Consider the following 21,621-nt stretch of genomic DNA (forward strand, 5'->3'; position numbering starts at 1 on the left):
AACGGCGGTAACAGCGCCGTTGCACCGGCAAGGCAGTTGCGTGCGCGCGCATGGCGTTGGCCATGCGCGCTGGCCAAGGGCAGGAAAGACGTCGTCATCACTGTCGCTTCGTCGTCGCAGCGTCGAGGCGGGCGCGCTGCTCGGTGCTCAGCTCGCCCATGCCGACCACCTGCACCACGCTGTCCGGGTCGTAGCGATCCTCGTGCTTCGGCGGTGCCACGCTGCTGGTTTCGCTGCCGAAGCCCAGCACCTGCACGCTGATGGTGGAGGGGCGGGTCTGCTGCGTCTGGCGCTTGACCATCTCCTGCGCCGCCTGCACTGCGGTGTTCGCCGCCGCGCTGGCCGAGGTCAACGCACTGACGTTGACCGCCGCAACCACCGGAATGCCCACTGCCTTGCCCTGCACCTGGATGTTGTCGGCGTTGAGCACCTGCAGCGCGGCCAGGTTGACGTTGCCGGAGACACGGATGCCGGCCTCGCCTGCATCGATGGTGCCCAGCGGCGCGATCAGGTCGATGTCGCCGGGCGGAATCTCCGCGATCGGGTTGAGGGTGGCGATGCCCGCACCGGTGCTGGGTGCATTCGGTGACAGAGTCACGTTGCCCACGGTGTCGTAGGCGCGGCGCTGCGGGGTATACACCACGGTGGTCTTGCTGCCGCGGCCGGCGTTGATGTCACCCTGCGCCGACCACCCCAGGATGTTGCCGCCGAAGGTGGTGAAGATGCGGCTCTGGCCCATCAGGATGCTGTCGCGGGCGTAGATGGCGATGTCGCCCTCGCCCTGCGTCATGACACCCGAGCCCGGTCCCGGCACGAAACCACCGTCGATGCCCACCAAGGTGCGGCCACCGGGCGTCATGATCTGGATGTCACCGCCGAACTGGGTGTGGATGCCGGCATCCAGCACTTCGTAGTACGCCACCCCGTAGCTCGGGCTGCCCATGGCCAGCCACTCTTCCTTGCTGATATACGTCTTGCCCGGCGTCGGGCGATCCTTGCCGATGCCATTCGTGCTGACGTACTCATCGATGTACTGCGCACTGCTGAACAGCGTGAGATCACCTTGGTAGCGCCCTGCGGTGTCTGCCCCCTCCGAACCCGGCAGGAGCGTGGCGATCGCCTCGCGGCCACGGATATAGCTGCCGAAGCGCCCGCCATCGGCGTCGTTGTACTCGCGGCCGGCTGCCTTGAGTTCGGCGTAGTAGACGTTGCGCAGGAAGGCGCGCTGCTGCTCGGCCGGCAACCCATCGAAGAAGGCGCGCGCATCCATCGTGGCGGGATCGAACGTCACGCCCAACCGGTTGACGCCGCCGAAGCGATCACTCAACCAATTGACCAGGTGCAGTTGACTTTCCAGTCGATACTCACGGGCAAGCGAACGATTGGTCGCGCTGCCACCGTCGGCGAGCGCGGCCTGCCTGGCCTGGTCCAGTTCGCGCTGCTTGGTCGTCAGGTAAGCGACCGCGCCCGCCTCATCGCCGCTGTAGCCGAACTCCTCGCGCAACCAGCCGGCAAGCGACACCGACCCATTGTAGAGGGTCACCGCCTTGCCGGCCTGGTCGGCCAGCGGACGATCAGGGTCGGCGAGATTGGTGGCATCCAGATAGCGATCCGCGAATCCGTTCCAGTCCGCCCCGGCGCCCATGCCAGCGGCGACCACAATGCTGGCACCGTTGCTGCGGTCGCCCGGCTTCACGTCTACCACTGCACCGATGGATTTGATCTCGCCCTTGTCGGCCAGATACACGTTGCGACCGGCGGTGACTTCCAACAGGCCCGGGCCGGCGACGTAGAAGCTGCTGGCACGGATATCACGGCCGGCCTCCACCACCGAAATGTCATCGACATGGCCGTGGACGATCAGGTTGCCATGGCCCTCGCCTACCGTGTCCTTCTGGCCAAGGCGGGTGCCGCTGTCGGTGATGTCGCGGCCAGCGCGCACGGCTACGGGAATCGAGCCGTCGTAGCGATCTCCATCGCGCCCCTGGAAGCCGAGCGCGGCCACCTGGCCCATGCGCAGGCCGACGATATCGCCTTCCACCGCGTAGTAGCGGGCGGGCTCCTGGCCGACCCCCGCATGGCTGGACGTGGCCTGGCTGCCGAAGTTCAGCAGGGAGGCGTTGCTCATGCGGCCGTTGCCATCGCGGATCCAGTCATTGAAACCGACATTGACGGGGGCCGCGTTGTATACCTGCACCGGATCGCTGCCGTACTGGCCGCCACCGGTCTGCGCGGTGATGCCCAGGAACGCCGGACGGAACGGACTGCTCAACCCCGCCGGATCCGCAGTGGACGCGGTGATGGCGTAGCCACCGGCATAGATCGACCCGGCGGCAAGGAGGCTCAGCTCACCAGTACCGGTGACGTTGGTGAACTGGCTACCCTGCGGCGAGGGCGCCAACGTGAGGCCACGCAGGATGCGCAGTGGCGTGGTGCCGAAGTTGTTGCGCAACGTGGCGGTACCCACGCCGTAGTACATGCTGCCGTTGGCGGCCGCGGCCCGCAGGATGGACGGATAGAAGCTGCCATCATAGGTGCCCGATGCGTTTCCACCACGGCGGCCGATCGCCACATCTTCGCTCGGCCCGCCTTCGGCCCAGTCCGTGGTCGGCGTCAGGTTGCCACCGGCACTGAAGAGCTCGACGCTGGTGGCCGGTGTCCACAGCGAGAAGGCACTCCAGCCTTCGCCGGCGTGGTATTGCCCGCCGTAGGTGAACGGGGTGGAATTGAGCAGCTTGGTACGGCCAGGATCGGCGACACCGCCCAGTACCAGATCACCGCGTGTATCCAGCCGTGCCGCCGCGTCGCCAAGGACGAGCACCGGCCCACCGCCGGCATAGGCACGGCCGGCACTGAACGGATCGCCGCCGCGCGAGTCGAGGTGGTCGGCCACGCCGTAACGCAGCTCAAGCCCGCCGAGTGCGCCGGCCTCCACCCGCAGCGCGCCGCGCAGGTTGACCAAGGTGCTGTTGAGATCGTGATCGTTCTGGCGGAGGCCGGCGTTGGGGTTGAGGCTGCCGCCCAGCCGCAGATCGAGATCGCCACCACCGGTCAACATCAGTTCGCCAGCGGCGTTCATGCGCCCGGTGCTTGCCACGGCCAGGTTCAGGCCTTGGCTGCGGGGCGCGAAGTTCGGCTGGCCGATCGCCCCGCTGGCGTTTTCCGTGGCATCGCCGCGTGCCGCCATGATGCCGGCATTGCCACGCGCCTCGACCACCAGGTTGCCACCGCCCAACGTACCCACACCCGTGAAGCCGACCAGATACGGGTCGTTGACGAACAGATCGCGCTCATACGGGTAGTAGGTGCCATCAACCCTTCCGGCCACGTAGGTGCCGAAGTTGATCCACCACGCCGCAGGCGTACCGTCCGCGCCGGGGGTGACGCTGCCGGTGCCCTGCCGCCACAGCCAGTTGGCCACTGACACCGTGCCGATCTGCGAACGCACCATGCCCAGCGGAAGGTCAGGCCGGATGTCGCCGCCGGACCCCACCAGATCCCCCTGGATGTCGCCACCGGCGCGTAGCAGCACGTTGCCACCCTGGTCCGGATACCAGGCGCTGTAGAGGCTCTGCGCGCCGCCATCGACCAGATGCTGGTACGGCATGCCCTCCTTCTTCCACAGAAGACTGCCATCGGTGAGCAGGCCACGCGGCAGGTTGTAGGGATCACGGCCATCGCGGGTCATCGTGGCCGCCGATGCGGTGCCGGCGGTGTAGACGCCGTAAAGCGAGCGCATCTGCAGATCGCCGCCGGACACCAGGTCAAGATCCCCGGTACCGGTGCGCAATACACTGAACAGCTGCTCGCGTGCGGGGCGGGCAAGATTTTCGTAATCCGGCGCCGTACCCTCGCTTTCCTGCGCGATGGTATCGCCCAGTCCCCAGTCATTGAGCTCCAGCGGAGTCTCGCCGATGAACCCCCATTGGAACAGGATATCCAGGTCCTCCTGCGCGATGATCGCGCCGGGCACCAGCGCGAATGGCATGCCCATCAGTTCCCAGTTCGCCACGTCCAGATTCTCTGACCAGCGGTAGATCGCCGGCGAGCCTGTGCCGGGGATCGGGCTGAGCTCACTGCCCATGCCGTAATGGCTGTCACCCAGACGCAGCGTGCCGGTCCCGTTGGCAGCAACGGCACGATTGTCGGCAGCGTCCAGATCGGCGCCGGCCACCAGACGGAGGTCGAACGAGCGCGAGCCGGCGGGCAGCATCGGGGCCAATGCCCAGGTGCGGCCCTGGTTGCCATCCGCATCGGCCGGGCGCAGATTCACCATCTCCGCTCCACCGGGCAGCTTGACCTGGGTTTCGGAGGGAAGGATCGCGCCCTTGGCCAGCAGCAGCGGCTGCGCAAGTTGCATGCCCACCGGCAACGTCGCGCCCGCCGGCCAGATGCCTGCGGCGACGCGCGCATCCGCCGGCAGCTGGAATCCGGCCTCCAGACGGGTGCCCGCCGGCAGGGTCACTGCCGCGGCTACAACACTGCCGGCCGCATGCAGTACCGCGCCATCGGCGTCGCGGATGGCTGCGCCGAGCACCACGCCCGGGGCGAGCAACAGCGGTCCGTCCAGCACCATGGTCGACGGCAGCACCACCCCTGCGGGCAAGGTCATCGCAGCGGCGGGCACGTCAAAGTTCAGTACACGGCCAAGCTGGAAGCTGGTGCCGGTATCCAGCGTCACCACGCCGCCGTGCGGAATGACCACTTCGCCGCCGAAAGGCAGGCGCCCCTGCGGCAGGACCCAGCCGCGATCATCCGGCGTGGTCCCCAGGGTCAGGCGCGAGCCGTCGAATCCATCGCTGATGCTGCCAAACACCTCCAGGTCACCCGCGGCACGCAGCACCAGTGCGCCGGCTTCGCCGGAGCCGTACACCGCGCTCTTCTGCGTGGCCGGATTCAGGCTGGCGTAGCGATGCCCGGACAGATCGATGTCGCCATCGATGTGCAGATCACCGTCGGCATTGCGCGAGGGATCACCGCTGGTGGCGATCTCCACGCCGGGGCGCAGGTGGAACTGGTCCCCGTACGCGCGAAGCCCGGCCAGCTTGCCATCGATCAAGCCCGGGTTGGCCAGGGCGTTGTCGATGAACGCAACGCTGTCGGCATGTTTTCCGTCCAGGTAGGCCTGGTCGATCACCTGGTAGGTGCGCCCGTCGCTGGTCGTGTCGGTGCCGATGGCTGCATCGTCATAGCGCTGGAAGGCGTTGACGGTGACCGACCGGGCGCCATCGACACGGATCGGCGCGCCTGCATCGATGGCGATGTCGTTGCCGCGTGCACCGCCCAGACGCGGCGCGTTCAATGCGACGCTGCCGAAGTTCCGGTCCGCGCCGGTGACGCCCAGGTCCAGCCGTGCGCCGCCAGCGATCGACAGCACGCCTTGGCCCGAGTCGATCTCGATCACCGCACGGTTGGGCGCATCGATGGCCTGACCGTAACTATCCCTGCGCAACACGCTGGCATGCGCATCGAGCATGGCGCTGCCGGCGAGCGTGACGCCCTGCGAGGCCGCCAGGCGGATGCTGCCGACCTGCTCGCCACTGGCATCGATACGCCCATTGACGCGCAGGTGTCCGTTATCCACGGAGACGTTGATCTCACGCGCCTTGAGCTCATCGCCGATGACCAGATCACCCTGCTTGAGCTGGATACTGCGGCCGCCGAAGAACTGCCCCTGGTTGAGGCGCGTGTTGAGCCCTGCGAAGTCGCCGATATGCTGTGCGCGCAGGTCCAGATAGCTGCTGGCATAAGGCACCCCGGTGCCACCGGCATCGTAGCGGCCGCTGCTGCCACCGCTGAGATGGCCGTCCAGCGTGACGGTGCCAGCGGCGGCATGAAGGGCGAACGCACTGAGCCGGCCGGCGCGGTTGTTGACCGCGGAGACATCGATGCGGGAATCCGCTGCCTGGAGAATGTTGCCGTCTTGGCTCTCGAGATGGACATCACCACCCCAGCTGTAGCGGCTGACGTCGAAGAAGTCGATCCTGCGTCCGGCAAGATCCAGCTGCGCACCGGCCGCGAGAATGACGTCGCGCTGCGCGGTGAGCGACAGCTTTCCGCTGGGCAGCAGCACCGCCGTGTCCAGCGTCACCCCTGCACCGGCATCAAGCGAAAGTTCCGCGCCCAGCGCATCGGTCAGCGCGGCATTGTCGACAGGCGTGCGGGTGCTGCCCTGCGGTGCGCTGACGGAAATGTTGCCGCCCGCGCTGATGTGGTTCACCGAACCTGCCTTGCCGGTAAGCAGCGGCGTACTGATCCGAAGATCACCGCCGCTGTAGCCGAACGCTTGGTGCTGAGCGTCCCAGTCACCCTGCGCCTGGTGCACCGCCAGGCTGCCTTGGTGATTGGCGGTGATCCGCTCGCTGGCATTGAGCGCCACCGTGGCGAAGCCCAAGGTACGGCGGTCGTGCGAGGCAACCGTATTGGGCTGGCTCTGCTCGGCATAGCCGAACACGATCTGGCGCGCATCGACCTGCAGTTGGCCGCTGCCCGTGCCGGCCCCCCCCGCCACCACGGCACCTGCAGGCGCAGCGCTGCCATTCCAGACCAGCGAGTCGGTCTGGATGCGTGCAACGTCATCGGCGCTGCCGAAGCCATGGATCGCCGGGGTCGTGAGCACCAGTTCGTCCAGCGTGGACTTACCGGTGCTGTCGAGCGTGGAGAGCTGCACCGATTCGTAGAAGTTGACCGAATCCGCCGCCGTCAGCACCAGGCGCTCCAAGGCCGGTGCACCCGTGCTCGTATCACCCCGCAACAGACGATCCAGCACCTGTTGGTTCAGGGTCAGTCCCGGTGGCAACAGGCCATCGGTCGCCAGCCTTGCCAGCGCGTCGGTGCTGCCGACGTTGATGCTGCCCACCGCCAGCACCAGATTGCGCGCGCCATAACGCGCGGATTCGGCCAGCTCGAACCGAGCCGTCGTTGCGGCGGTGAGTGTGCCACCGGCGTACAGCGCGGCGCTGCCGGTGCATGTGGCCTCCGTGACGCACACGCCGATACGTATGTCGCCCTGGCCCGACCGGGGATCATTGCTGAGCGTCGGCGCCAGCAGGTCCAACCAGCCATTGGAGACGGCCAGGACCGAGGCCTGGCCCGGGTCGAACATGTAACCGGCACGGGAATCCCAGGCCGCGTCGCCGCGACCCAGGGTGGTGATGGTCGCGCCCTGCTCCAGCGTGATGCCGCCATCCTTCTTGCCGGTCACCAGGAATACCTGTGCGGCGCTCAGTTCCGCGCCTTCGCGCATCACGATGCTGTGGGCGGCGTTGTACAGATTGCCGAAGCCCACCTTGTAGGCGTTCTGGGTGATACGGTTGAACTGGAACAGCGATGTCGGCGTGCCGCCGATGGTGACGGTGTTGGCGCCGACCGCGTTGATCGAATCGGCATGCAGCGACAGGCCATCAAAGTCGATCGTCGGGGATTGGCCCGGACCCAGCAGTTCGATTGCCCGCGCGTTGCTCAGTACGACCAGCTCGCTGCCGAAGCCGCCCGTGGCAGCCGCCTGGACGACGGTACCAGGCGCGATCGTCACACCTGGGGCGTCGATCGGCCGCATGCCCAGGTCCAACGTCAGTCGGCCGGCGTCGCGTTCCAGGCGCGGCCGCGGTGCGCCATCACGCAGCGCCCAGTCCAGGCCGAACTGCGCGTAGCTGGTTTCGTTGTACTGCGAGTACTGCCGCAGTGTATCCGCCGAGGTCACGATGACCTGCGCGTTTAGCGAATCCTGGATCTGCGTACTGGCTGTGCTGAAGCGCGCCGAGGTGGTCCAGGAACCATTGCGCATGGCCGTGCTGGCGCCAAACCGTGCTTGACTCTCGGCCAGGCCGTTGACCTCCACACGGAAAGCACCCGGCATCAGGGCATACGTGGACGGCAGCAACGTATAGGTGCCGGCGGGCAACCCGGGAACGCCCTCGCCGATCTGGACCTGGCGACCGATGGCAGGATCGCCGGCCCCCTTTTCGGCGGCGACCGGCGCCGCCCCTGGCTGAGTACCAGGCATGATCGCGTAGACCGGATTGGTGGACAGCCCGGGCAGCACGAAGCCCTCGCCATGGGGCGCGATCTGTACCAGCGGGTGCAGGCGTGCGTCGGTAGAGCCGCCGCGACCGCTCAAGAACGCCGCGCCGCTCAGCTCACCGCCGCCGGACAGATCGATCACCGCGCCCGCATCCACCACGATCTGCTCGCCGCGCAGGGTGACACCACCGAGTTCGGCACCGTCGCCGCCAATGCCTTTGTAGACGGCGTCGATGCCGTCGTAGACATAGGTGAGGCCGTCCTTGGTGCCGCCGTAAGGCAGCCTCAGCCCAGCACCGCTGGTGGAGCTGATGCTGCCCGGCTGCAGGTGGACCCGGGTGCCAGTGGCGATGGCGCTGTACTCGGACTGGCCGAGAATGAGGCTGCCCAGCGGTGCGCGCAGCACGCCGCCCTGTTCGATGTTTGCCGACATCAACTGCAGGCTGCCGAAGGCGCTCAGTGGCATCGCCGGCTCAGCGCCCGCTATCCGCTCTATACGCAGGTGGCGGTCCGGGTCATATGCAACCTTGAATTGTCCGTCCGTGTCGACACGGCCCACCTTGCCCGCGCGAATCTCCGTGATCGCGTTGGTTGCCGGGTAGATCTGGCTGGCGGCCAGGACCAGATTGCCGACCGTATCCAGCGAGGTGCGATCGCGGACTTTCGACTTGAGCAGGCGCAGATCGCCTTCACTGCGCAGCTCCACCGTATCGAAGCCACTACGCTGCACTTCGATCTTGCCGGTGACCTGGGACAGCTGGCCCGAGGTTCCGAAGGCCACACTCTCCAGGATGTCGATTGTGTTGGCGTCCACGCGCAGGTGGGTGTCATCAAGCACCAGCGGCAGACGCGTGATATCGGGCAGCGGCAGCGTGTGGTGATCCTTGCCGGTACGGGTGCTGCCGGCCAACCGGACATAGGGCGCAGCCAACCTGACCTGTGCACCGGACACACTGTCTTCGGCCAGGCTGAGCGAGTTGCTGGTCAGACGCAGACTCTGGCCCAGCGTCAGGTCGACGTTGTCCTGGAAACTGAGCACGCCGCTGACCAGTACACCCAGGGTGCCGAAACCACCGGCCTGCACCTGGTCGACCCCGAGCGCGCCCTGGCCGTACTGCATGACCGGATCCGCCTGGCCTGGCCTCAGGTCGGTCGCCAATCCGGAACCGGGGTGCGCCTGCGCCATGACCATTTCGCGAAGCGAGCGCACGCGGGCATCGGGAACGTCCGTGTTCAGGTAGTTCGGCGTTTCCAGCGTCACCGACAGCGTGCCGCCCGCAGCCCCCTGGTCACCTGCCGCTGCGCGCATCGATCCATCCAGGAACAGGCCGTTGAAGCTAGCCAGATGGACGACGCCGCCATTGCTGGCCAACGGGGTAGCGCCCAGCTGCGGCAGGTCCACGGTAGTGGCAGCACCGGACGCTTCCAGGCGGGCCCCCGGACGCACCACGACGAAGGCGTCCACGCCATCCGCCGCCGTGGCATCGGGATCGTATCGGCCACCGATCTGGATGCGTCCGCCGTCGGTTACCTCGCCAAAGCGCTGCCCGGCCGCATCAATTCCCGAATGGGCCGCACCGGACACATCGAGCAGGGCGTGTTCACCGATCCAGAACGAGCGATCGTGACCCTTCGCCGAGGCGCCCTCCTGGCCGAATCCATGGTCCAGCAGGTTGATCTGACCCGCATTGGCCTGCAGCGTGCCCTCGACCGTCATCTGCCCGCCCGTGGTGAGGCCGATGCTGCGGCCGCTGTCCACCTGCAGATGCGCGCCACGCCCGATCGACAACGAGGCGATGGAGCCGATGCCATACCCCGCCGTCAACTGGAGGTCCGCGCCACGGCGCTGGGACAACGTGCCCTTGGCAGCGTCGGCCGTGAACTCCGGCGCCAACCAGGTCTGCAGTGCCTCCTCTGGCTCACTGCCCGTGGACAGGCTGCGGGCCAGCAGCGGATCCACCCGCAGCACCGGCATGGTCACGCGGAGATCGGCATCCGGGGCCACCGCCAGACTCTGGTGGCCGGTCACCTCGTAGCGCGAGAAGCCACGGTCGAACACCCCCACATCCAGCTGGAAGGGACGGGCCACGGCGACATCCTGCGCCAACACGTTACCGGCACCGATACGGGTGCCCGCAGGCAAAAGCAGGTCGGTGGCCGCGATCGTGCCAGCGCGGATCATGGCCGCGCTTGGCTGTACACCGATGCCGCGTGGGAATGCGTCGCCGGGCACCACGTAATTGACCGGGAATCCCCCCAGGTTGGTGGTGATCTGATTGATCACCGTACCTGCGGGCAGCACGACCGGCGCGGACCAGAAGCTCACCGAGTAGGCCAAGCCGGTGCTGGTACGCACCACGTAGCTGTCATTGCTGCCCAGCGGCTTGGGCAGCGTCCAGGGTGCCTGCAGCGTCAGATGGGTGGCCGGATTGGCCGGATTCACCACCGGCTGGGCGCCGATGGATTCCCCTGCGCTGGCTTGCACACGGGTGTAGTGATAGTCCACCGGCAGTACGCTGCCGGCGGTGATCTGGAGGCCCTCCACCGCGATCAGATCGACCGGGGACGCCTCACCCGCGCGCAGCACCCCATCGCTGCCCGCGACCTGGCCGCCGATGACGACGGAGTTGCCCGTTTGCAGCCGCAGCGTGCCGCCGCCCTTGACGCCATGCCCACGCAGTTCGCCCTCCAGCGTCAGCTGGCCAGCCGGCGCAGCATCCGTGCCGACGGCAAAGCGACCGTTGGCAATGACCGACACGTCGCCGCCCCGGCCACCCTCCAGCGCATCGTTGGCCTTGAGCGTGGCGCCCGAGGAAACATCCAGGCGCGCGCCACGCGATACCACGACATCATCGCTGCCGTGCAGCGTGATGGTGCCGCCGTCGATGAAGGGCAATCCAGCAATCCCCTCCGGGGTGGCCTGCAGGTTGTTCCAGATACCCCGCGCGTCAAGCAGCACGTCCTCGCCAAGGACGGTGCGCGCGCGGGTGCCGCTGCGCGGTGCAGCGATCGGGCTGTCCAACCAACCATTGGAGGTCGTCCACTGGGACACCTGGTCACCCAGGGCGATCGATCCGCCCCGTGCCACCAGATCCGCATCGACCTGCACATCGACGGCGTGCAGCCCGATCTCGCCGCCGGCAGCGACCTGTATCGCGTCCTCCACGTTGACGCTGTCGCGGGCGAGTACCTGCAGGCTGCCCAATGCAAGTTCATTGAGCCAGGCCGCATCCAGGTGCACCCCTGGCGATACAGGGGTCGTCTCGCTGGCGTCCCCATCCGGAGCAGCACCACCGATGGTCACCTGCGAGGTGATGGCCGAGGGCGAGTACTTCAGACCCCGGGTGCCCTTGTCATTGATCGCAGTGAGCTGGCCGATCACCAGCTGGCCATTGCGCGCCACCGCCGTCTGCGCCTGCAGATAGCCATCCAGGTCCTTTTCACGCGCGCGGATCTGGCGGTCGCCCTGGAAGGTCGTGGTTTCCACGTCACCGGCGAGTGCTGCCGATTGCGTGGCGATCACCAGCCGACCTGCATCCCGGCCGACCACATAGCCGTTCTCCAGCCGCTGCTGGCGCCCGATCAACGGGTTGTAGTGGTAGTCGGTGGTGCCCCATCGCGCATGCGTGTCTTCAAAGCCGCGATAGAGGCCGCTATAGAGCAGGTCACCGGGCGCCGTGGACGCGTTGTAGAGCTTGCCGTCGGCACCCTTGAGATGGGTCTGCTGGATATAGCCGGTCTGGACGTCCAGTGTGCCGCCGGACAGATTGATGCTGGAACCGCGCTGCGTTGTCAGGTTGCCGCCAGAGAACTGCACGGTACCGCCTTGGGCCGACCACTCGCCGATGCCATGTCCGGTAACGCCCAGATAGCCGCCGACTTCCAGCAGGCCACCGGCGGTGTACCAGCGGTCGGTTTCATAGCCGTTGGTACCAGCCGGGACGAGGACCAGGTCGCGCCGGTCCAACCAGATGTTCCTGCTGTTGAGGGACTTGTCGTCGCGGTTGACCGATGCGTCGCGTTGTTCGTTGCCCTGTACGTTGATCTGGACGTTGTTGGCTTCCATCGCGATCTTGACGCCGACATGACCGGATACGTCAATGCGTGCGCTGTCGGCCACATCGCTGCTGCCCACCGCATCGACCATCACCTGGCCGCCAGTGGCCAGGGTCAGGCTCCCACCCTCGATATCGACATCTCCGCCACTGATGATCTGCACCAGTGACTGGTCGCGCCGATGCTGGATACCATCGCCGGCGTTGACCGCGTCCAGCATCAGCGTCTCGCGCTGCACATCCAGTGCGGTGGTCGCCGTGTCGTCGAGGGCGATCACGGTCAGACTGCCCGTGCCGAGCGTGACCTTGCCTTCCGCGTCCTTGCGCTCGGTCTGCAGGTGGACGGTACCGCGGGTGTTCACCGAGGTGGTCGAGACCAGCGTGCCCTGCTGGCGCACATCATGGCCGGCCAGCGTGATGTCACCGGTGCTGGCCTGGATCAGGCCGCTGTTGCTGACCACGCCACTGGCGGTGGCCACGACGGCATCGGCTGCCACCGGCTTGCGCAGCGTGGTGACGACGTTGCCACGGGTGGTGGAGGTCTGGTTCTGGTCGGTGCCCATGCCCTTGCGGATCACGAACGCATCGCCGGCGGCCAGCGTGGTCTGGCCATTGGCGGTGGTGATCTGGCCGTGGTTGTGCACCTGGCGGCCGAGCAGCAGCACGTAGCCGCCGCCTTCGGTGACCGAGGTGGGCACCGCCGTGGTGATCTGCGCACCGCGCTCCACCACCACGTCACCGGTGGCCGCACCATGGGCGAAGCCGTTGGTGGTGGTGGTCAGTTCGTTGCCGAAGGTCGGGATGAAGGCATTGCCCTGCGCGTCGCTGTACAGACCCCTGCGGAACTGCGCGTCGCTGATGTTGACCGCCGAGGCGGCCAGGTTCTTGACGTTGACCTGGCTGCTGCCGTCGAACACCGCGCCATTGCGGTTGACCAGCATCACCGTGCCCTGGCCCTGGATGCGGCCGAGGATCTGCGACGGGAGCGCGTTGGGATCATTGACCCGGTTGAGCAGCGACCAGCTCGCCTGCTGGTCGAAATCGACCACGGTGTTGCGGCCGACGTTGAAGGTCTCCCAGTTGAGGATGGCCTTGTCGCCGGTCTGGGCGATGCTGACGGTGGTGGTGCCGTCTTTGCTGCTCTGGGTCGGAGCGCTGGCGTTGAACCAGCCGCGCGTCAGGGTGTCGTCATCGATCTTCAGCCCGCCCTCGCCCAGGCCATCGGGCACCTGGCCGGCGTGCAGCCGCGCGGCATCGCGCGCGGTCTGCTGCATGCGCTGCTGCATGGCGATCGCCTGCGCGGCCGTGTTGAGGTTCTCCAGCGAGGTCTTCAGCGTGTCGCGGGCCTGCTGCGCCTGCTGGTCGGTACGCACCAGGTTGGACGGCATGCCGTTCGGCAGGCGGCCGGTCTGCGCGGCGGTCTGCTGCTGCACGCCCTTGTTGGCGAACCATGCCGGGCTGAAGGCCTGCTGCGCGTTGACGCCTGCCGCGACGCCACCGGCCATCAGCAACACCGCGATGGCCTGCGACAGCGCGCGCACCTGCGGCACCTGCGGGGTCGTGCATCCGATCGAACCGCTCTGCTGCTTCACCATCGCTGTCACCCGTCGCAATATCGTTCGCTGATAAGGGCAAGCGCGTGCTTCCGTCCTGCAGCGCGATCCCGTCCATGGCAGGAGCGAGCGTGGCAGTGCAATGCGATGCGCTTGTTACGAGGGATAAGACGGGGGCCGGTGACAACGACTGAACCGTTGCAACAAAAAATTCATCTGCGCACGCGCCGCTCAGCTCAACAGCACGACACCGCCGGGCATGCTCACCACCTTTGCGCCATAGGCGTCGCGCACCAGATCGATGAAGGTATCGATGCGCGCCAGTGGAATGCGCGCTTGTACGCGCCGTGCCGGCAGTGCGTTGCCGGTCAGCACGATCCGGCCGGTGCGGTAGCGGTTGATTTCGTCCACCACGTCCTGCAGCGGCTGATCATCGAAGACCAGCCAGCCGCGCCGCCACGCGTCGATGCCATCGGTCGGCACCGGTGCCACGGAGGCGATCCGGTCCGCTGTCAGGCGTGCCTGCCACGAGGGCTGCAGCACCACGGTGCGTGGGCCACGCACCAGTTCGGCCCGCCCGGCCAGGCAGGTGATGCGGGTATCGCCGCCGACGCAGCGCACATTCACCCGCGCGCCCGGCGCCGGCATCAACCGGGCACCGTCGACACCGATCACGAAGCCGGTGGCCGCCGAGGCCGGCAACGCGAACTGGGCTTCGCCCTCGGTCACCACGATCCCGGCCGAACCGTCGGCGGGACGGCGCATCGTGGTGCGCGCGGCCATGGCCACGGCGACGCTGCCGATGCTGATATCGCGGCGCTCGCCGGTGGCGGTGCGGTAGTCGGCACCCAGCGCGTCCAGCGCCGGCCACAGGCCCAGCGGCGACTGCACTGCCACCCAGCCGACCGCGGCGGCGGCGGCAGCGCCGCCCAGGAACGCGCGGCGGCCGGGATTGAAACGGCGGGGGCGTTGCCGCACCGGGAGGACGGCTGCGGATGCGCTCAGCGGCACGCCAGCGTTCGCCGCCGGTGCCTCCGCGGGCGCGGCACTGGCCTGCAGCGCCGGCGCCAGCGCTGCCCACAGCCGGCGTGCCTGGGCGAAGGCCAGCGCATGGCCGGGGTCCTGCGCGCGCCAACGTCGGAATGCCTCGGCGTCGGCGGCCGTCACCGGGCCGGTCTGCAGGCGCAGCAGCCAGTCGTGCGCCTGCGCCTGCAGGTCAGCGGAAAGGGGGGCGGGCGTGGTCTTCATATCTGTCATGACGGTTTTCCCGCCCCGGGACCGAAACGCTGCACGAGCGGCCGGTCCAGCCGACCTGCGCAATGCTGCAGCGCCTTCTTGAGATCCTTGCCGATCATCCGCGAGGAGACCCCGTGCTGGTCGGCGATGGTGTCGATCGGCTGCTGGTCGATGCGCGCGGCGATCAGGATGGCGCGCTGGCGCTCGGGCAACTCGCGCAGGGCGTCGGCCAGCGCCGCGATCTCGGCCTGGCCATGCGCCACGTCGGAGGGGTCCAGGGAATCCGGCGTTTCCTCCATCAGCGCCTCCACCTCGGCACCGGTCAGCACCCGGCCGTGGGCGATGCGCTGATCGGTGGCGGCATTGAGCGCCATGCGGAACAGATACGCCACCGGATTGCGCTGCGGCTGCGTGCTGCCCATGCGTTCCACGCGCAACCAGGTCTCCTGCAGCGCATCCATGGCCAGATCGTCCGAGCCCAGCCGGCGCCGCAGGCGTTTGCGGAAGGCCTCGTAGTGATCCAGGAACAGGCTGCGCAGGCCCGCCATCACCGGCTCCGGCACGGCGGGGTCGCGCCGGTCGCTTCCGGCAGCAACAGCAGCGTGATCGGTTGAGGCAGGTCGGCCGGCAGGCCCGGCAACGGCAGGTCGCGCACCCGCCGGACGATCGCCGCGTCGCGCACCGGGTCGCCGGTGGACGCCAGCAGTTCCGGCGCGCGGATGCGTCGATCCGGTTCGGTCAACCAGAAGCGCAGGCTGGCCCGATAGCTGCCCGGCCGGGTCAGTGCCGTAGCGCACAGCGCCTGCTCCAGCGAGTGCTGGATCACCTGGGCGCCGCGCTGGCGGGTCCGCTCGGGCAGCGACGGTGCAGGCATGGGTGTGGCATCGGGCAGCACCTCGTCGGCGTCCACGGATCCCACCGGCACCAGGGTGAACGCACCGTTCTCCACGAAATGCGGAGCCAGCCCGGTACCGCCCAGCATCCGCTGCAACGCGTCGCGCCGGGCGTACCGCCCCGACAGCGCGGTCGAACGCAGGCCACCCAACAAGCGGGCATCGATCAGTACCGCCACCCCGGTGATCTCCCCATACGACTGCAAGGCCTCCGGCAGCGGCTGCGCCGGAACATCGAACGTGTACTGCGTGTGCGCGGCATCAACGGTGTCCTGGGCCAGCGCCATCGCCGGCGGCCAGGTCATCGCGAGCAGGAGAAACAGCCAGCCACACGGGCGCAGTGAGTTCCTGCGCCGGCCGACGATGCGCTTGCCTGCCCGCCCCTGTTGGTCATGCGCCCCGGTGTCATCAAACTGCATGCAAGACGCGCCAGCATCACAACGCCAAGCCGGTCACGTTAGGTCGGTTTCATTGCAGAGCGGTGACAGCCATGCCGGACCTTCGATCACCCACCGCAGCGGGCCTGTGCATCGCCCTGCTGGCCGTGCCCTGGGTCGCCCGCGCGCAGGCAGACCCAGCGCCGGCCTGCATCGAGGTGGAGGTCAACGGCGAGCGCATCCGCGATTACGCGTGTTTCAGCCGGCTGCTCGCGCCTGCGCCGGCGTCGGTGGCACCCGCACAGGCATCCGGCTCGCTGCTGATCGTCCGCCAGCCACCCTCGGCGCTGGGGTTGGCCCATCGCGCCGCTACCCAGCAGCGCATGGGCACTGCGTTCGGGATGTCGACGCAGCCGCAGCGCCCGCCGCCCCCGCCGCCGACGGTCCGGCCGGGGCGATGACGCTCAGGGGAGGGGCGCGTCGACCACCGCGGGGGATGCCAGGGACAGCCCGAGATTCAACGGCTGCCGCATGTCCGGCGGGGGCGCGGGCAAGGGCGTGTCGCGCAGCAGCGCACGCAGATCGGCATCCGCCACGGCGTCACCCAGCGAGGCGAAACGGCTATCGGTGATGGTGCCGCTGGCATCGATCCACAGCGATACCGTCAACGCAGCAGCCGGATCGCTGCGCTCGGCCAGCCGGGCCTGCAAGCGCTCGACGCGCGGATCCGCCGGGTCGCCCAGGCGCTGCGACACTACCTCACCGGCCTGCGCGGCGTAGGCCATCCAGTGCGCCGGTGCGGCATCGGCTGCCGTGGCCCCGCTGGCCACGACCAGCCCACCCAGCACGCCCCAGCGACGGGCCTGCCGCCACCACTGCTGCAGCCGCTGCCGCCACGCATGCGTGTGTACTGCCACCACCGTCATGTTGCCCACCCCGAAAAAGAAACCGGGCCGCGCAGGGGCGGCCCGGTGGGCGATTACCGTGCCATGCGTCCGTGACAGAACGATGGCGGGGGGTGCGGCTCAGTAAGTACCGTCGAACGCGAAGATCGGCTTGCGCTGCTTCCACAGCCCGGCGGTGAAGTCCGGGAACTCCAGCGTCTGGAAGCTGTTGGCGATGGACTGCTCGGACAGCGGCGTGATCGCGCTCCAAGTGATCGCATCGTAGATGTCGATCGGCATCGGTGCCTTGGCCTTGAGGGCTTCCACGAAGGCATGGATGACGAACCAGTCCATGCCACCGTGGCCGGCGCTGGCGGCGGTATCGGCGTGCTGCTTCCACAGCGGGTGCTCGAACTGGTCCTGGTAGGCCTGGAACGGCTCCCACTTGTGCGGCGGGCTGCGGCCTTCGATGTGGATGGACTGGTTCACGTCCATCCACAGGCCCTTGGTGCCCTGCACGCGGAAGCCCATCGAGTACGGGCGCGGCAGCGAGGTGTCGTGCTGGAGCAGGATCGTCTCGCCGTTCTCGCAGGCCAGCGTGGTGGTGACGATGTCGCCGAGCTTGAAGGTGACCTTGGTGCTCGGATGCGTGGTACCGCCACTCTTGGCCACGGTGTAGTCGTGCAGGCCGCGTGCCTTGCTGGCGAACGCATTGATGTGGGTGAAGCGGTTGCCACGGTTGATGCCGGTGTACATGGCGCACGGACCAATGCCGTGGCTGGGGTACAGCTCGCCGTTGCGCTTCACCGAGTGCTCGGTGCGCCAGCGCGCCTCGGACCAGCCCTTGGCCCCGAACTCCACGCCACTGTCATAGGGCTGGCTGGGATCGCCGGAGTTGAACTTCACGCCCCGCAGGTCGTGCTGGTAGCCACCCTGCAGATGCACGAGCTCGCCGAACAGGCCTTGCCGCACCATCTGCAGCGCCGCCATCACGTCGCGGCGGTAGCAGACGTTCTCCAGCAGCATGTAGGGGGTGCCGGTGGACAGCTGGGTCTTGAGGACATCCCAGTGGTCCTGCAGGGTGATGCCGGCGACGACTTCGCAGCCGACCGCGACCTTGGCCTGCATGGCCGCGATCGCCATCGGCGCGTGGTATTCCCAGGGTGTGGCGATGATCACGCCGTCCAGCCCGCGCTGTTCGATCAGCCGCTTCCACGCGTTGACGTCGCCGTCCTGGCCGTAGGCCTTGGGCGCCGGCTTGCCGGCCTTGGCGACCATGTCCATGCCGCGCTTGAGCATGATCGGCTCGATGTCGCACAGTGCGACCACCTCCACGTCGTCGCGGCGGACCAGTTCCTTCAGCAATACCTGGCCGCGCATGCCGGTGCCGATCAGCCCCAGCCGCACCTTGCGTCCGCGCGCCCAGGCGGGCGTGTTGGGCAGCAGGCTGGTGGCGGCGACGGCCGCGCTGGCGGCGATGAATTCTCTGCGTTTCATGGACAGTACCTCGTGTGAAGATCGCGCCGGCCGGAACCGGCGCGAGGGGAGCATCAGAACTTGTAGCCGACGGTCAGACTGTAGCCGCGACCGAAGATGGTGGCGTAATCGCTGGAATCGCCGAGGAAGCTGTTCGGATCGTAGAACGGCAGGCGGTCGAACAGGTTCTTGATGGTGAAACCGACGTTCCAGTGCTCGTCCGGGCGCCAGGCCACGCTCAGGTTGGCCGTCCACCACGACGGTGCGCCGTCGCACTTGCTCTGCTCCACCGGCAGGTAGCCGGCGGTGCAGGTCTGCGGGTTGTTGTCTTCTTCATCGATCTGCTGCAGCGCCCACTTGGTGCCGCCGACGTAGTTGACGAAGACGCTGGTGGTGACCTGCTTGTAGCTCCAGTCCGCGTTCAACGTGGCGCGCAGGCGCGGGTTGTTGTAATAGCCGACCAGGTCGCCGTAGTACCAGCCGCTTTCATCGTCCAGGTAGGAACGGTTGCGGTTGGCGATGGTGGCGGCCACGCCGATGTTCAGGTTGCCCCACTCGCCCAGCGAGAAGCGGCTGCGGGCGTCGATGTCGAAACCGTCGATCAGGGTCTTGCCGCGGTTCTTGTACTGGCCCACCACGCTGGCCACGTTGCCCACGCTGTAGCCGGGCAGCGTGCCGGGACAGGCAACGCCGCTGGCCGGGTCGGCGCACATCGCCGCCAGGGCAGCCAGGTTGGCGCGGTCGCTTTCGGTGATCGGCGAACGGGTGGAGGAAATGATGTCCTCGTCGCGGGTGAAGTCCGGGGCGACGATTTCGTTGCTGCGATAGATGAACCAGTAGTCGGCCGACACCGACAGCCACTGCGTGGGTTCGTAGACGAAGCCCAGCGTGGTGATCTTGGCCTTCTCCGGCTTCAGGTCCGGGTTGGGCTGGGTCATGCGCGCCACGGTGCGGCTGCAGTCGGTGTTGAGCAGGGTCTTGCCCAGGTCGACATCTCCCCCGCGCTGCGATCGCAACAGCAGGTTCGCGATCGCGTTGGTCTCGTTGCAGCGCACCTCGTCGCGGTAGCCGCCCAGCTGGGCGAACACGCCGCCGTTGCCGGATTCGGCCAGGCTGGGCGCACGGAAGCCGGTGGAGTACGTGCCGCGCAGCATCAGCTGGTCGAACATCTGGTACTTCAGGCCGATCTTTGGCGCCAGGTTGGCGCTGAAGTCCGGGTATTTGTCCACGCGCAACGCGGCGTCCAGTTCCAGCTTCTCGGTGAGCGGCGCCACCGTCTCGGCGAACAACGCGTAGGTGTTGCGCTTGCCGTCGAACCACGAGCCACCCTGCTGGGTGATCAGGCCATTGGCCGCATCCGGGTTGCCCGGGGTGTAGAAGGTCTCACGGCTGGCGTTGAAGCCGAACGCCGCACGCACTTCGCCGGCCGGCATCTGGAACAACGGGCCTTCGATCTTGCCGTCCAGGGTATGCAGGCGGGTCCAGGACTGGATGTCGAAGGTCGGGAACGCTTCGCGGATCAGCGCGGCGTTGGCGTCGCTGATCTCGCCGAACTTGTACGCCGGGTGATCGGAGATGATCACGCGGCCGGTGCCCGGATCGACCGAGTACGGGCCGAACGCCTTCTCGAAGCCGGCCAGGTTCACGTTGGTGGTCTGGTAGGTGACCGAGTGGCTGCCGGCGGTGGCGAAGGCGGTTTCCCAGTTCCAGTCGCCGATGTCACCACGCAGCCCCGCCACCACGCGGTAGCTCTGGTCGGTGTTGCGCTGGCCGAAGTGGTTGGCGCCCACGTCCTGCAGCAGGTACTGCAGGCCGACCACGCCGCCCATCAGTGCCTTCAGCTCGGGCGAGGCGTTGTTGTATTCGTTGTTCGGGCCCAGGTACGGATACAGGAACTGGTTGACCGTGGTGCCGGTGTTGCGCGAGAACCAGCTGGTCGGGTTGCCGGTGGTGGTGCCGTAGGCGCGCGGCGTGCCGCCGTTGGCGGTCAGGTCGATGTCGGTGTAGGTCGCCTCGGCGAAGGCTTCGGTGCTGTCGCCGATCAGGAAATGCGCGTTGACGTAGGCGGTGTTGCGCTCCGACTTGGCGCCGGCGTCGATCTCGTTGTTCATCCACGTCTCCCAGATGCAGCGCGGGCCGGCCGCTTCGCTGGTGAGCACGTTGTTGCACCCCGGGGCGGCTTCCTGCACGCGGCGGCCGGTGACCGGGTCGAACGCGAAGTAGCTGCCCGGGTTGAACTCACCCGGCTTGCTGCCGGTACCCAGGCGCAGGTTGGGCAGGTAGTTGGGGTTGTTGACGTAGTACTGGTCGGGCCGCTTGTCGTAGAAATCGCTCAGCGGGATCGCATCGCGCCGGTACAGATTGACCGAGGCGTACACGTTGTAGCGGTCTTCATCGAGGTCGCCGAAACCGGCGGTGATGCTGCCCTGGTGCTCGCCGTAGGAGCTGATCCGCGAGGACTTGTCCGTGGTGAGATTGATCTCCGCACCCTGGTAGGAGCGCTTGGTGATCACGTTGATCACGCCGGCCACGGCGTCGGTGCCGTACACCGCAGAGGCACCGTCGGTCAGCACTTCCATGCGCTCGATCGCCGCGGCGGGGATCGCATCGATGTTGACGAACTGGGTCTGGAAGCCGGCCGGCGCGCCGTAGTAGGACAGGCGGCGGCCATTCAACAGCACCAGCGTGCCCTGCGCGCCGAGGCCGCGCAGGTTCGCCTGCGAGGCGCCGTCCGAGCCGGTGAACAGCGAGCGCGCATCCTGCTGGCCCGGGCGTGCCGCCGGCAGGTTGTCGAGCACCTGCAACAGCGTGCGTGCGCCCATGTTCTCGATGTCCTGCTTGCTGATCACCTGCACCGGCGAGGCGGTTTCCACATCGCTGCGGCGGATGTTGGAGCCGGTCACTTCGATGCGCGACAGCTCGGTGGCTTTGGTATCGGGCGCTGCGTCCTGGGCGCTGGCACTGCCGACCACCGCAACGGCCAGGCCGAGTGCGATGGACAAGGGGGTGGCGGTGATGCGGCGATGGCGATGGCGTTCGGTCAACATCTTGGGCTCCTTGTTCGATCCGCAGCGTGGGGCTGGCGGTGGATGGGTGTGTTCGGGCAAACGTCCCCCGTGCCGCGG

Annotated in this window: 8 protein-coding genes; 1 reads left to right on the forward strand and 7 read right to left on the reverse strand. The window is 67.6% G+C overall.

The features are described 5' to 3' along the window. Positions 1-97 precede the first annotated feature (97 nt). The 4 genes from ABE424_RS15875 to ABE424_RS15890 form a co-directional block, all read right to left on the reverse strand. Positions 98-13,672, reverse strand: coding sequence for a filamentous haemagglutinin family protein (locus ABE424_RS15875; protein ID WP_346490754.1), 13,575 nt, complete (start codon positions 13,670-13,672; stop codon positions 98-100). A gap of 189 nt (positions 13,673-13,861) precedes the next feature. After that, positions 13,862-14,887: a DUF4880 domain-containing protein gene (locus ABE424_RS15880; protein WP_346490594.1), complete on the reverse strand. Its 1,026-nt coding sequence runs from the start codon at positions 14,885-14,887 to the stop codon at positions 13,862-13,864. Next, entirely contained in the window at positions 14,884-15,414 is a 531-nt protein-coding gene (locus ABE424_RS15885) for a sigma-70 family RNA polymerase sigma factor (protein WP_346490593.1), read from the reverse strand. Before ABE424_RS15885 ends, ABE424_RS15880 begins: the two co-directional genes overlap by 4 nt. After that, positions 15,414-16,178, reverse strand: a complete 765-nt coding sequence (locus ABE424_RS15890) for an STN domain-containing protein (protein ID WP_346490592.1) — start codon at positions 16,176-16,178, stop codon at positions 15,414-15,416. Before ABE424_RS15890 ends, ABE424_RS15885 begins: the two co-directional genes overlap by 1 nt. A 71-nt stretch (positions 16,179-16,249) precedes the next feature. Here ABE424_RS15890 and ABE424_RS15895 point away from each other — a divergent pair, with 71 nt between their 5' ends. Then, positions 16,250-16,597: a hypothetical protein gene (locus ABE424_RS15895; RefSeq protein ID WP_346490591.1), complete on the forward strand. Its 348-nt coding sequence runs from the start codon at positions 16,250-16,252 to the stop codon at positions 16,595-16,597. A 3-nt stretch (positions 16,598-16,600) separates the two neighbouring features. Here ABE424_RS15895 and ABE424_RS15900 read toward each other — a convergent pair whose 3' ends face one another. The 3 genes from ABE424_RS15900 to ABE424_RS15910 form a co-directional block, all read right to left on the reverse strand. After that, a complete protein-coding gene (locus ABE424_RS15900) occupies positions 16,601-17,062 on the reverse strand; it encodes a hypothetical protein (protein WP_346490590.1) in 462 nt (153 codons plus the stop codon). Between the two features lie 99 nt (positions 17,063-17,161). Then, positions 17,162-18,517, reverse strand: a complete 1,356-nt coding sequence (locus tag ABE424_RS15905; RefSeq protein ID WP_346490589.1) for a Gfo/Idh/MocA family oxidoreductase — start codon at positions 18,515-18,517, stop codon at positions 17,162-17,164. A 53-nt stretch (positions 18,518-18,570) separates the two neighbouring features. Further along, positions 18,571-21,543: a TonB-dependent receptor gene (locus tag ABE424_RS15910; RefSeq protein WP_346490588.1), complete on the reverse strand. Its 2,973-nt coding sequence runs from the start codon at positions 21,541-21,543 to the stop codon at positions 18,571-18,573. Between the last annotated feature and the right edge of the window lie 78 nt (positions 21,544-21,621).

It is taken from the genome of Stenotrophomonas sp. TWI1149, from assembly GCF_039673155.1.
Classification (GTDB): Bacteria; Pseudomonadota; Gammaproteobacteria; order Xanthomonadales; family Xanthomonadaceae; genus Stenotrophomonas; species Stenotrophomonas maltophilia_AA.